At 64.6% G+C, this 12,620-nt stretch carries 15 protein-coding genes; 12 read left to right on the forward strand and 3 right to left on the reverse strand.

Annotation, left to right across the window (positions count from 1 at the left end; genetic code table 11):
* The first annotated feature begins 20 nt into the window (after positions 1–20).
* The 12 genes from HOP53_RS06875 (at position 21) to bioA (ending at position 8,988) form a co-directional block, all read left to right on the forward strand.
* Positions 21–2,702 carry a toprim domain-containing protein gene (locus HOP53_RS06875; RefSeq protein WP_234269314.1) on the forward strand — a complete coding sequence of 894 codons (2,682 nt, stop codon included), beginning with the start codon at positions 21–23 and terminating at the stop codon, positions 2,700–2,702.
* 14 nt (positions 2,703–2,716) lie between these two features.
* The gene (locus tag HOP53_RS06880) at positions 2,717–3,037 is read left to right on the forward strand and encodes a phage antirepressor KilAC domain-containing protein (RefSeq protein ID WP_234269315.1); all 321 of its coding nucleotides are present in this window, start codon (positions 2,717–2,719) and stop codon (positions 3,035–3,037) included.
* Between the two features lie 2 nt (positions 3,038–3,039).
* The gene (locus HOP53_RS06885; RefSeq protein ID WP_234253145.1) at positions 3,040–3,324 is read left to right on the forward strand and encodes a hypothetical protein; all 285 of its coding nucleotides are present in this window, start codon (positions 3,040–3,042) and stop codon (positions 3,322–3,324) included.
* A 3-nt stretch (positions 3,325–3,327) separates the two neighbouring features.
* Complete coding sequence (locus tag HOP53_RS06890; protein WP_234269316.1) at positions 3,328–3,720, forward strand: DUF7673 family protein; 393 nt, start codon at positions 3,328–3,330, stop codon at positions 3,718–3,720.
* Between the two features lie 2 nt (positions 3,721–3,722).
* A complete protein-coding gene (locus tag HOP53_RS06895; protein WP_234269317.1) occupies positions 3,723–3,935 on the forward strand; it encodes a hypothetical protein in 213 nt (70 codons plus the stop codon).
* On the forward strand, positions 3,928–4,164 hold the full coding sequence (locus HOP53_RS06900) for a Lar family restriction alleviation protein (RefSeq protein ID WP_234269318.1): 237 nt from the start codon (positions 3,928–3,930) through the stop codon (positions 4,162–4,164). Before HOP53_RS06895 ends, HOP53_RS06900 begins: the two co-directional genes overlap by 8 nt.
* A gap of 3 nt (positions 4,165–4,167) precedes the next feature.
* On the forward strand, positions 4,168–4,386 hold the full coding sequence (locus tag HOP53_RS06905) for a TraR/DksA family transcriptional regulator (RefSeq protein WP_234269319.1): 219 nt from the start codon (positions 4,168–4,170) through the stop codon (positions 4,384–4,386).
* Positions 4,387–4,403: 17 nt separating this feature from the next.
* Positions 4,404–4,955 (forward strand): hypothetical protein, encoded by a 552-nt coding sequence (locus tag HOP53_RS06910; RefSeq protein WP_234269320.1) that lies wholly within the window; start codon positions 4,404–4,406, stop codon positions 4,953–4,955.
* Positions 4,952–5,806, forward strand: a complete 855-nt coding sequence (locus HOP53_RS06915) for a DNA adenine methylase (RefSeq protein ID WP_234269321.1) — start codon at positions 4,952–4,954, stop codon at positions 5,804–5,806. The genes HOP53_RS06910 and HOP53_RS06915 overlap by 4 nt, the downstream gene beginning before the upstream one ends.
* Positions 5,803–6,093 (forward strand): hypothetical protein, encoded by a 291-nt coding sequence (locus tag HOP53_RS06920; RefSeq protein WP_234269322.1) that lies wholly within the window; start codon positions 5,803–5,805, stop codon positions 6,091–6,093. Before HOP53_RS06915 ends, HOP53_RS06920 begins: the two co-directional genes overlap by 4 nt.
* Positions 6,094–6,235: 142 nt before the next feature.
* Positions 6,236–7,393, forward strand: a complete 1,158-nt coding sequence (locus tag HOP53_RS06925) for an Arm DNA-binding domain-containing protein (protein WP_234269323.1) — start codon at positions 6,236–6,238, stop codon at positions 7,391–7,393.
* Positions 7,394–7,719: 326 nt separating this feature from the next.
* Complete coding sequence (bioA, locus tag HOP53_RS06930; protein WP_234269324.1) at positions 7,720–8,988, forward strand: adenosylmethionine--8-amino-7-oxononanoate transaminase; 1,269 nt, start codon at positions 7,720–7,722, stop codon at positions 8,986–8,988.
* A 112-nt stretch (positions 8,989–9,100) separates the two neighbouring features.
* Here bioA and lpxC read toward each other — a convergent pair whose 3' ends face one another.
* The 3 genes from lpxC to ftsA form a co-directional block, all read right to left on the reverse strand.
* Positions 9,101–10,012 (reverse strand): UDP-3-O-acyl-N-acetylglucosamine deacetylase, encoded by a 912-nt coding sequence (gene lpxC / locus HOP53_RS06935; RefSeq protein ID WP_010629136.1) that lies wholly within the window; start codon positions 10,010–10,012, stop codon positions 9,101–9,103.
* Positions 10,013–10,124: 112 nt separating this feature from the next.
* Positions 10,125–11,294: a cell division protein FtsZ gene (gene ftsZ / locus HOP53_RS06940; RefSeq protein ID WP_234259799.1), complete on the reverse strand. Its 1,170-nt coding sequence runs from the start codon at positions 11,292–11,294 to the stop codon at positions 10,125–10,127.
* A 33-nt stretch (positions 11,295–11,327) separates the two neighbouring features.
* A complete protein-coding gene (gene ftsA, locus HOP53_RS06945; RefSeq protein ID WP_086509815.1) occupies positions 11,328–12,611 on the reverse strand; it encodes a cell division protein FtsA in 1,284 nt (427 codons plus the stop codon).
* Positions 12,612–12,620 lie beyond the last annotated feature (9 nt).

Consider the following 12,620-nt stretch of genomic DNA (forward strand, 5'->3'; position numbering starts at 1 on the left):
CATGGCATAGGAGGCTCAGCGTGAATTCATCGCTGCGCCAAGACATCCTCGCGCGCCTGCTGCGCGATTTCGACGCCCAGGAGCGCGGGCCGTACCTGCAAAAGGTGCGCTGCCCGGGCTGCGGCGAGCGCGAGGCGTTCATCAAGGCCGACGAGCCGTGGATGCTGAAGTGCGGCCGTGAGAACCACTGCGGCGAGCAGGCCCATGTGAAGAGCCTGTTCCCGGAACTGTTCGAGTCGTGGAGCGAGCGCTACGCGCCCCGCCCTGGAGAAGAGTCACGCGAGAAGCCCACCAGCCTCACCCCGGTCGCCGATGGCTACCTGCGCGACGGCCGCGGCTTCGAGCTCGAGCGCATCCAGGGCTGGTATACCCAGGAGAGCTACTGGCGTCAGGACGTGGGCGGTACCGCCACCGTGCGCTTCACACTGCCCGGCGGCGCCTACTGGGAGCGTCTGCTCGACAAGCCCGAGCGCTTCGGCAAGCAGAAGGCCAACTTCGTCGGCCGCTACAAGGGCCAGTGGTGGTGCCCGCCGGCGCTCTCCCTCGAGGACCTGGTCGAGGCCGGCGATGTGTGGATCGTCGAGGGCATCTTCGATGCCATCGCGCTCTACCACCACGGCATCGCCGCCGTCTCGGCGATGAGCTGCGCCAACTACCCCGAGAACGCCCTCGAGCAGCTGGCCGATGCCGCCCACAAGGCCGGTACCGCGCGCCCCACCCTGGTGTGGGCGCTGGACGGCAACCGCGCCGGCCAGAACGCCACCGAAAAGCACGTGAAGCGCGCCCGCGCCGCCGGCTGGGAGTGCAAGGCCGCGCAGATCCCCGGCGGTGGCCGCCACGACTGGAACGACTGCCACCAGCGCGGCGAGCTCACCGAGAAGCATCTCGAGACCTACCGCTACCACGGCGACCTGCTGCTCGCCCCTTCGGCCATGGCCAAGGCGCTGATCATCTACCGCCGCACCGAGCGCCGTGAGTGCTGGTTCGAGTTCAAGCGACAGCTGTGGTGGTGGAAGCTCGACGTGGACGCCTACGATCGCGCCGTGCGTGCCGAGGGCGCCGACGGCGGCGACCAGATGCAGATCGATCCGGCCATTCGCGATGCCGCCCTTGAGCAGGCCGGCAGCGTGAAGCGGATCTGTACCTGCTACCCCACGGCGCTCTACTACCAGGCCAACAGCGTCACCGACGAGAGCTGGTACTACTACCGCGTCGAGTTTCCCGGCGGCCAGCCGCCGGTGAAGAACACCTTCAGCGGTGGCCAGCTGGCCAGCGCCTCGGAATTCAAGAAGCGCCTGCTGGGCGTGGCCCCCGGCGCGGTGTGGACCGGTACCAGCCAGCAGTTGGATACCCTGCTGCAGGACCAGATCGGCAACATCAAGACGGTCGAGACCATCGATTTCATCGGCTACAGCAAGGAGCACGGCGCCTACGTGTTCGGCGACCTTGCCGTGGCCGGCGGCAAGCTGCACAAGATCAACAGCGAAGACTTCTTCGAGCTGGGCCCGCGTAAGCAGCTCAAGACCCTGAGCCAGTCCGTCACCCTGCATATCAACGCCGACCGCAAGGCCTACCGCACCGACTGGACCGGCCAGCTCTACGGAGCGTTCGGCCTGCGTGGCGTGGTGGCCACCGCCTATTGGCTGGGCAGCCTGCTCGCCGAGCAGATCCGCAGCGAGATGGGCAGCTTCCCGTTCCTCGAGATCGTCGGCGAGGCCGGCGCGGGCAAGTCCACGCTGATCGAGTTCCTCTGGAAGCTGGTCGGCCGTCGCGACTACGAGGGCTTCGACCCCAGCAAGGCGACCATGCCGGCGCGCAGCCGCAACTTCGCCCAGGTGAGCAACCTGCCGGTGGTGCTGATCGAGTCCGACCGCGAGCAGGAAGGCGGTACCAAGCAGAAGCAGTTCGACTGGGACGAGCTCAAGACCGCCTTCAACGGCCGCTCGATCCGCGCCCGGGGCGTGAAGAACAGCGGCAACGACACCTACGAACCGCCCTTCCGCGGCTCCATCGTCATCAGCCAGAACGCCCCGGTTCAGGCCGGCGAGGCGATCCAGACCCGTATTTGCCACCTAATGTTCACCCGCGAGGGCCAGAACCGCCAGACCAAGGAGCTGGCCGAGGCGCTCGAGAAAACCGAGCTCGAGCACGTCAGTCAGTTCGCCCTGGACGTCGCCCAGCGGGAAGCCGCTCTGCTCGAGCTGATCACCCGCAACGCCCGCGCCTACGCCAACCGCCTCGCCGAAGACCCCGATATCAAGGTGCTGCGTATTGCCAAGTGCCACGGCCAACTGATGGCCCTGCTCGACTGCCTCGGCCCCGAGGGGCTCGGCCTGTTCGACGCACAGGTGATCGAGATGGCCGCCGGCTACGTGAAGCAGATGGCCCGCGAACGGCAGCAGGCGATCAACGCCGACCACCCGCTCGTGCAGGACTTCTGGGAGGCCTACGACTACCTCGAAGGCCTCTCCGAGGAGCCGCTGCTCAACCACTACGGCAAGGGCGCGGCGCAGATCGCCATCAACCTCAAGGACTTCGAGCGCCGCTGTGCCGACTACAAGCTGCGCGTGCCCGAGATGCGCGAGTTGAAGCGCTACCTGCGTGCCAGCAAGACCCGCAAGTTCATCGACGCCAACCGCACCGTTCGCAGCCAGATCCGCCTGGGCGGCACGAGCGTGAAGTGTTGGGTTTTCCAGGCCTGAAGGGAGAGGACGCCATGAGCCACCGCACCTACACCCTCGACCAAGCCGCGCCCCTGTTCAACCTGGGGCGCAACACCCTGGCCCGCCGCCTGCGTGAGGCCGGCGTGCTCGGCGCCGACAACCTGCCGGCCGGCCCCTACCGCGGCCGCGTGGAGCTGGTGATCGTCGCCACCGGCACCTACCGGCACCCCATTGCCGGCTGGACCCACTACGGCCGCACCGAATTCACCGACGCCGGGCTCGACCACATCGCCGCCAAGCTCGGCATCGAACTCGCCCGCCTGCCGCACCCCAGCAGCCGGCGCGCACAACCACCGCACCATGCAAGGAGCTGATTATGAGTGATTACGACTGCAACACCTGTGGAAAGAAGCGTCGTCCCGATCTGAGCCAGATTCGGGAAGGTGACAAGGTCTCGTTTGTTACTGCAACCCAACGCGGTCGCTCTATTCGAATATCGACCAAGGAGGGAAAGGTACTTCAAGTACTTGATGAAACCCTATCCATCGAAAGCCGGAAAAAGCTGTACAGGGTCAACAAGGGCGACGCCACTCCCCAGGGCGCTCCCAGCCCACTCACATATGCCCTATGTGGCACTTGCGACTGTCAGGCGGAGGGCTGAGCCATGCAGACCCGTATGCCCAACCTCACCCAGCGCCTCAGCGAGCGCAACCGCGAAGCCCTCGAAGCCATGCTCGTCCAGGAGGCCGCCACCGAGCAGCGCCTCGAGGACCTCGAGCAGCGCGGCCCCTTCGCCCTGCAACGCCTGGTCGAAGTGGCCAACGGCCACACCGGCCAGAGCCACCACTGCCGGCGCATCCTGCTCGCCGTCTACAACGGCGGCGAGTGGCCGCTCGATCTCACCCGCCTGCGCGTGATCGACCGCGACCTGCAGCGCGCCGCCTTCACCGTGATCGAGTGGTCCGCCTACACCGGGCGGGAGCTCCACGAGTACCTGGACGACGGCGACAAGCTGATGCGCCGCTTCTGGCTCATCGAAACCGGAGGAAAGGAATGATCATGGCCACCACACAGACGAACACCAGGCCGCCCCGCGGCATCCTGCAGGACGCCGGCGAGCTCGCCGTCGCCAGCGATCGCACCGGCACCACCCGCCACCGCTACGCCATGGTGGTGTCGTTCAACACCGAAGAAGAGCTGCGCCAGGCGCTCGAGGCCCACCAGTGCCGGTACCAGGACAGCCAAGCCATCCAAGAGGCCCGTCATGGCTGACAACGCCGACCTCAAGCCCTGCCCGTTTTGTGGCAGCGACGACACCTTCGTCGAGCGCATGACCCTCGGCAGCTGCGCCGTCATTTGCAACCAGTGCCAGGGGCGAGGCCCCGACACCTGCCCCGAAGACGATGCCGACCTCGAAGCCGAGGAGCGTTACGACTGGGACCCGGGCGAGGCAGCCGCACGCCGCCTTTGGAATACCCGCCCAATGAACAAGGAAGCCTAAGCCATGGCTGACAACGCTGATTTAGCCACCGAACTGATGGAGCGCCGGCTCGCCGGCGCCCTGGCCAACCGCCCCGCCTGGATCGGTTACGACCCGGCCGTGACGGATTGCGAAGACTGCGGCGACGAGATCCCCGCCGCACGTCGGCAAGCCGCTCCCTGGGCAACGACGTGCATCGAATGCCAGGGCATCCGAGAGCAGCGCGCCGCCCAGCGGCGCTGAGCGGGAAGGAGTGAGACGTGAATAAGACCTATGACGAACTCTGTGACGAGATCCTGCAGCTGCGCGAGCAGCTGCAGGCCGCTCAGCAGACCGCCCTGGCTGCCCGCGTCGATTACCTCGAGGCGCGGTTGGCACGCGCCGATGAGCGAGCGAGCCGACTGCGCAACCTCGAGGCCCAGCTGCAGGGCGAGGTTAACGAGTTAGAGGGGCGAGTTCTGGAGCTCGAAATAGAGAACGCAGCAATGAAGGACGCCCTACGCCCATTTGCGCAGGCCTGGCTGCTCAGGCAACCCAGGCTGGACGGCACCCGAAAAGCCAACGAGCGCCGCCTTGAGCGCGCTCTCGAGGGGTTTTGGTCAGCTGGGTCGGGCGATGAACGCTTCGCGCTGACTGGCCAGCACCTGAAAGATGCGCATGACGCCCTGACTACCATTTCAAGTGAGCAGTGCGACCAGAAGGAAGCGCAAGGTTGCCAGGCCTGCAACTCAACGCCGGGCCAGTTCCATGCCCCCGAGTGTCCCGTCGTCAATGCTTTCACCGCTGGCCGTATTCGTGGAGGTGAGGAATGACCACGATGCCACCTGTCATGCGCTACCACGGTGGGAAGTCGCGAATCGCCGAATGGGTGATAGACCGCTTCCCGGCTCATAAGGTCTACGTCGAGCCATTCGGCGGTGCTGCCAACATCCTCATGCAGAAAGCGCCGGTACGGGCCGAGATCTACAACGACCTCGATGGCGAGATCGTCAATGTATTCCGTGTGCTGCGAGAGCCGGCGACGGCCGAGCGTCTGGCAGAGCTCTGCCGCCTGACGCCATACGCCCGCGCCGAATTCGACCTCTCGCAAGAGCCAACGTCGGATCCCGTCGAGCAGGCCCGCCGCACCCTGTTTCGCGCCTGGGCATCGTTCGGCTCGGCCGGCGCCACGCGCGGTAACTCCGGTATGCGCACCTTCAGCCGGCCAGATGGCTCATATCTGGGCGTGGCCAAGGCCTGGAATCGTATCGCCGGGGCAATCGACGCGTTCACCGATCGCCTGCGCGATGTAGTCATCGAGAATCGGCCGGCACTGAATGTCATAGCCCAGTACGACTCACTCGAGACCCTGCATTACGTGGACCCGCCCTACCTCCCGGAAACCCGCACATATGGCAGCGGCCGGTACTATCGTCACGAAATGACCGTCGAAGACCACGGAGAGCTGCTTGAGGGTCTTCAGCAGCTACAGGGCTTCGTGATCCTCAGCGGCTATGAGTCCCGGCTCTACGATGAGCGGCTAGCAGGCTGGCAGCGCCTCACCCTGGCAACATCGGGCTCTTCTCGCATGGGATCAGTGAAGCGCACGGAATGCTTGTGGCTCTCGCCGCGCGTTGTTGAAGCCCAGCGGCAACAAGACATCTTCGCGGGAGGTGCCGCGTGAACGAACAGCCGAAAGGCGGACGCCTCGCCCGCCGGGCGGCCATGCTCTGCCAGGACCCGACGTTTCGGCTCTACCTCGACCGCCGCCGGCGGCACAAGCACGGCTTGAGCGAGAGCCAGCTGCCCGACGGCACGCACAACCAGGACGACGCCCGGGACTGGCTCTGCCAGGCCTGCCGCATCGAGAGCCGCGCCGAGCTGGATCACAATCCCCAGGCCGCCGAGACTTTCGAGGGCATTCGCCAGCGCTACATCAACTGGCGGTACCGCACCCAACCCACTACCTAACTCATTGTTTTTATTACCGCCCCACTCCGGGCGGTTCGCTCATATAGAGCGATAACGGTATAAGATCAGTCAACTTTTCAAGTGCTATCGTGTTGACTCGTGTTTTTCCTTACACTGTGCCCTCTACCGCTGCGAGGGCGATATGGCTGGCTTCGAAGTTCACCGCGGCAAGCTCCGCGTCTATTTCCAGTACCAGGGCGAGAAGTGCCGGGAACCGTTCGGACCCGACACACCCGAGATGCGTGAGCGCGCCAAGGGCTTCGCCCAGGTGCTCGACTACGAGCTAGCGGCCGGCACCTTCGATTACGCGCGGCACTTCCCCAACAGCCGGCGCGTGGCCCGCAACACCTTCGGCCACTACCTCGAGGCCTGGCTCAAGAGCAAGGAGCGGGAGGTAGCCGCCTCGTCGATCCGCAGCTACCGCAACAAGTCCCGCAAGCACCTCGAGCCCAAGTGGGGCCACCGACAGATCCACACCATCGAGCATACCGAAATCCGTGAGTGGATCGCCGACGAGCTAAACTACCTGGCCAGCAAGACCATCAAGGAAGTGGTGGCCATCTTCTCCCAGGTGTTCGAGCTCTACGTTGCCAGCGTGAAGGCAACCTACAACCCGGCCGCCGGCATCATCGTCAAGCTGCCGGACGCTCAGGATCCCGACCCGTTCACCCTGTCCGAGATCGAGAAGATCTCCTCTACCCCAACCCACCGGCCGCAGCCGATGAACCTGATGCGCTACGCGATCTGGGACGGTCCCCGCCTGAGCGAGGCCATCGCGCTGTGCTGGGAGGATGTCGAGGACCTCGAGGCCGGCATGGTGCGGTACCGGCATGCCCTGGTAGAGGGTGGCTGGAAGGTAACCAAGACCAAGCGATCGAGCCGCCGGCATCGCCTGCTGAAGCCGGCACGGGAAGCATTGCTCGAGCAGCACAAGATCACCGGCGACCTGGCACCCATCACCGTGGAGATCGTCGACCGGGACAACCGGACCAAGCGCAAACACAAGGTGCGGCCGGTATTCCTCAACGACCAGGGGCGCCCCTTCTCCGGCGACCAGGCAGTCAGGGAGAAGTTCTGGCGCGCTCACCTCAGGCTCGCCGGCGTGCGGTACCGAGGCCCGGGCAACGCCCGGCATACCTTCATCAGCCAGATGCTCTCCACCGGCCTGGTCCCCATTCACTGGATCGCCGACCACGTGGGGCACAGCAGCATCCAGATGATCCAGCAGCGCTACGGCAAGTGGATCCACGCCGACGGACCGGACATTCACCAGGCCGTCGAGAAGCTGCTCGACCTATAGCCAGTCCCCACACTGGTCCCCATACGGCCATTTCAGGAACCGTTAATAATGCAAGTTACTGTTTGGGAACAACAAAATAGTGCGGAAAGACGAGGGTTCAAGTCTCCCCATCCGCACCATCTCGGCTCGCCCTCTTCAAGCCGTGTGACATATGCCATTTTCACCCTTGCCGTTTTCGTCCTTGCCGTTTTTGCCCTGGCAAGGTACGCCGCAATCTACGTGGCTGCCGTTACGGCGCGCATGACGCTGCCGATTCGCTGCGCCCGCTCCATGCTCAGGCGTCAGCTCACTGCTCAACTTACCGCCCAACCTTCACGGAGGCGCTGATGGCTTCCCCCGTCTGGCATCCCTATGCCCATCTGCTCACCCAGGCTGCCGCGCCCAAGGTCGTCGGCGGCGAGGGGCCGCGCTTCTTCCTCGAAGGCGGCGAGACACTGCTCGACGCCACCTGCTCCTGGTGGTGCATGATCCATGGCTACTCGCATCCGCGTCTGGTGGCCGCCATCAAGGAGCAGGCGGATAGCCTGTGCCACGTGATGCTGGGCGGGCTCACCCACGAGCCCGCCGACAGGCTGGCCCGCGAGCTGGTGAGGATCACGCCGCCCGGGCTCGAACACGTGTTCTTCTCCGACAGCGGCTCGGTGGGGATGGAAGTGGCGATGAAGATGGCCGTGCAATATCACCACCTGCGCGGCAAGCCCGCAAAGCACCGCATGCTGTCGCTGATGAAGGCCTACCACGGCGATACCAGCGGCTGCATGGCGGTGTGTGATCCCGAGGAGGGCATGCACAGCCTGTTTTCCGGCTACCTGCCCCGCCACCACTTCGCGCCCGCACCGCAAGCCCCTTACGACGCCGCCCCCGACGAGGTGGCAAGGGATCTGGCCGCCCTGCGCGGCGTACTCGAACGCCACCATGGAGAGATCGCCGCGCTGCTGATGGAGCCGCTGCTGCAGGCCGCCGGCGGCCTCAACATGACCTCGCCGCTCTATTTGAGCGGCGCACGGCAGCTGTGCGACGAGTTCGACGTGCTGCTGGTATTCGACGAGGTGGCCACCGGCTTCGGTCGCACCGGCAAGCTGTTTGCCGCCGACCATGCCGGGGTGACGCCGGACATCATGGTGCTCTCCAAGGGCCTGACCGGCGGCTACCTGGGCCATGCGGCCACCCTGGCTACCGAGCGGGTACACGGCGCCTTCGTCGGCGAGTCGCCGCTGCATGCCTTCATGCACGGCCCCACCTTCATGGGCAACCCGCTGGCCTGCCGCGTCGCCCTGGAGAGCCTCGCCGTGTTCGAGGAGGAGCGCTACCTAGACAAGATCGCCGACCTCAATCGCATATTGCGCGAGGAGCTGCTGGAGGACGAAGCACTGCGCCGACATCCCGACGTCGACGACGTGCGCGTGCTCGGCGCCACCGCCGTCATCGAGGTGAAGGATGCCAGCCGGCTGCAGGGCGTTGCAGCATTCGCCCGCCGCCAAGGGGTCTGGCTGCGTCCGTTCGGACGCTGGCTCTACACCATGCCCGCCTATGTCACGCCCGAGACAGACATGCGCCAGATCACAGGCACGATGAAGGGCTGGTTTCTGAAGTGACGGCGTCTCCGGGCTGAAAGACGTTCCTGAGCTGAGAGATGCTGGCCCGAAAAACGACGGCGCCGCCCGAAGGCGGCGCCGTTGGCATGAGCGGTCGCGGCAAGGCCGAGAATCAGGCCATGGCCGGCTGTGCATAGGAGATGGGCGCCAGCTCGCGCTCCTTCTCGAAGGTGACGATCTCGTAGGCATCGGGCTGAGCCAGCAGGGCGCGGCACAGCTGGTTGTTCAGCGCGTGGCCCGACTTCACGCCACGGAACTCGCCGATCAGGCTGTAACCCAGCAGGTAGAGGTCGCCGATGGCGTCGAGCACCTTGTGCTTGACGAACTCGTCCTCGTAGCGCAGCCCACCCTCGTTCACGATGCGGTAGTCGTCGACCACGATGGCGTTGTCGAGGCTGCCACCCAGGGCGAGATTGTTGGAGCGCAGGTATTCGAGATCGCGCATGAAGCCGAAGGTCCTGGCCCGGGAGACTTCCTTGACGAAGGAGGTCGTGGAGAAGTCCACCACCGCGGTCTGCTTCTGATCCTCGAAGACCGGATGATCGAACTCGATGGCGAAGGAGACCTTGAAGCCCTGGTGCGGCAGGAAGCGCGCTTCCTTGCCGTTCTCCTGGACCACCACCTCACGCTTGATGCGGATGAATTTCTTGGGCGCTTCCTGCTCGGCGATACCGGCCGACTGGATCAGGAACACGAAGGGACCGGCACTGCCGTCCATGATCGGCACTTCAGGAGCGCTGATATCGACATAGGCGTTGTCGATGCCCAGGCCGGCCAGCGCCGACATGAGATGCTCCACGGTAGCGACCTTGACCTCGTCGCGCGAGAGCGCAGTGCACAGAGTGGTATCGGTAACCAGAGTGGCACTGGCCGGCACCTGGACCTCGGGATCCAGGTCCGTACGCACGAACACGATACCCGTGTTTACCGGTGCAGGGCGCAAGGTCAGGTAGACCTTCTTGCCTGAATGGAGGCCGACGCCGGTGGCGCGGATGGTGTTCTGCAGGGTGCGTTGTCTGATCATGGGCAGTAGCCAGGCCGTTGTTAGGTTATCAAACACCGTTCACTATAACACCGAACGATTGTTTCAACAAAAAAACATCTCCTGGCCCTGCCTAAGCCTGCAATAGCTTTTCTCAATCGGCCTGTCGACGCAGGAAGGCCGGAATGTCCAGGTAATCGTCCAGTTCCTGAGGGGAGCGCCTCCGCTCCGGCTGCGGCTTGGCGGCCTCCTGGGGCTCAGCCTTGGCCACGGCACTCTGCTGACGCATGGCTGGCTGCGCACGCTGACGATACTCGCTGCCTTCGTTGCGCTTGGCAGCCTGTGCCGCTGCTGCCTTGACCTGACGGCCTTCGAGGCCGGCAGCCACCACGGTGACCCGCAGCTCGTCGGTCATGTCCATGTCGATGGAAGTGCCCACGACGATGGTGGCATCCTGAGAGGCGAACTCCTGCACCGTGGCACCGACATCGTTGAACTCGCCGATCGACAGATCCGGGCCGGCGGTGATGTTGACCAGGATACCGCGGGCGCCGTGGAGATCGATGTCCTCCAGCAGCGGGCTGCGGATGGCCTTCTCGGCGGCCTCACGGGCACGGTTCTCGCCGGTGGCGCCACCGGTACCCATCATCGCCATGCCCATTTCCGACATCACGGTACGCACGTCGGCGAAGTCGACGTTGATGATGCCGGGGCTGGTGATCAGTTCGGCGATCCCCTGCACGGCACCCAGCAGCACGTCGTTGGCGGCGCTGAAAGCCGTCAGCAGGCTGGCATTCTTGCCCAGCACGGAGAGCAGCTTCTCGTTGGGGATGGTGATCAGCGAGTCGACGTGCTCGGAGAGCTCCTTCATGCCCTCTTCCGCCACGCGCATGCGCTTCGGCCCCTCGAAGGGGAACGGGCGGGTGACCACGGCCACGGTGAGAATACCCAGCTCCTTGGCCACCTGAGCCACCACCGGCGCGCCGCCGGTACCGGTACCTCCACCCATGCCGGCGGTGATGAAGACCATGTCGGCGCCGTTGAGAAGTTCGGCGATACGCTCGCGATCCTCCATCGCCGCCTGACGGCCGACGTCCGGATTGGCACCGGCACCCAGCCCCTTGGTGATCTCGTTGCCGAGCTGGAGCACGGTCTTGGCGGCTACCCGTTTGAGCGCCTGGGCGTCCGTATTGGCGCAGATGAACTCGACGCCTTCGATGTTGCTCTCGACCATGTGATTGACGGCGTTACCGCCGCCACCGCCCACGCCGACGACCTTGATGACCGCACTGCTCGAGGGTGCGCTATCTACCAGTTCGAACATAAGCCCCGTCTCCTGGACCGCGCCGCGGCCCTGTCAGAAATTTCCTTTCAACCAGCCCTTGAGTTTTGCCAGCGCCGGAATCCCTTCCCATCCTCCACGCTGAGAGACGTCATCACGCCTGGGTGGCGCAGCCACCACCCTGCCCTCGCGGCCATGCCCGTGCCTAGCCTCCTGAAGGGCGTAATGTAGCAAACCAACACCGGTGGAATAAATCGGATTGCGCACCACATCGGAGAGACCGCGCACATTGTGCGGGCAGGCGATGCGAACCGGCATGTGGAAAATCTCCTCGGCCAGTTCGACGACCCCCTCCATGCGCGACGTGCCACCGGTGAGTACCACGCCTGCCGCCACCAGGTCCTCGTAGCCGCTGCGCCGCAGTTCATCGCGAATCAGCGTGAACAGCTCTTCGTAGCGCGGCTCGACGACTTCGGCCAGAGCCTGGCGCGACAGATCGCGGGAAGGACGATCGCCCACGCTCGGCACCTTGATCATTTCGTCGCTGGCTGCGAGTTGGGTGAGTGCGCAGGCGTACTTGACCTTGATCTCTTCGGCATATTGGGTCGGCGTACGCAGTGCCATGGCAATGTCGTTGGTCACCTGGTCGCCGGCTATGGGGATCACCGCCGTGTGGCGAATGGCGCCTTCGGTGAAAACGGCGATGTCGGTGGTACCCCCACCGATATCGACCATGCAGACACCAAGCTCACGCTCGTCCTCGGTCAGCACGGCCATGCTGGATGCCAGCTGTTCGAGGATGATGGCATCGACTTCGAGGCCGCAGCGCCGCACGCATTTATCGATGTTCTGCACGGCATTGAGCGCTGCCGTAACGAGATGTACGCGTGCTTCGAGGCGGACGCCCGACATCCCCAAAGGCTCGCGAATACCGCCCTGGGTGTCGATGGCGAACTCTTGGGGCAGGACATGCAGCACACGCTGCCCCTCGGAGATGGCTCGCGCACGAGCAGAATCGATGACGCGCTCGATGTCGGTGGGCATGACTTCGCGCTCTTTAATCGCCACCACACCGTCGGAATTCATCGAGCTGATATGGCTGCCCGCCACACCGACATAAACCGAATGGATGTCGCACCCAGCCATCAACTCGGCCTCTTCCACGGCGCGCTGAATCGACTGGACCGTCGACTCGATGTTGATTACCACGCCTTTTTTCATGCCGCGCGATGGGTGCGACCCAATGCCGGCGATCTCGATGCCGCCGTCATCGGTAGGCTGTCCGACGATGGCCACTACCTTGGACGTTCCGATATCCAGCCCGACTACCATGTTGGATGAATTGGAAGTGACTGCCATGTGCCGGAG

Source organism: Billgrantia ethanolica, from assembly GCF_021404305.1.
Taxonomy (GTDB): domain Bacteria; phylum Pseudomonadota; class Gammaproteobacteria; order Pseudomonadales; family Halomonadaceae; genus Halomonas; species Halomonas ethanolica.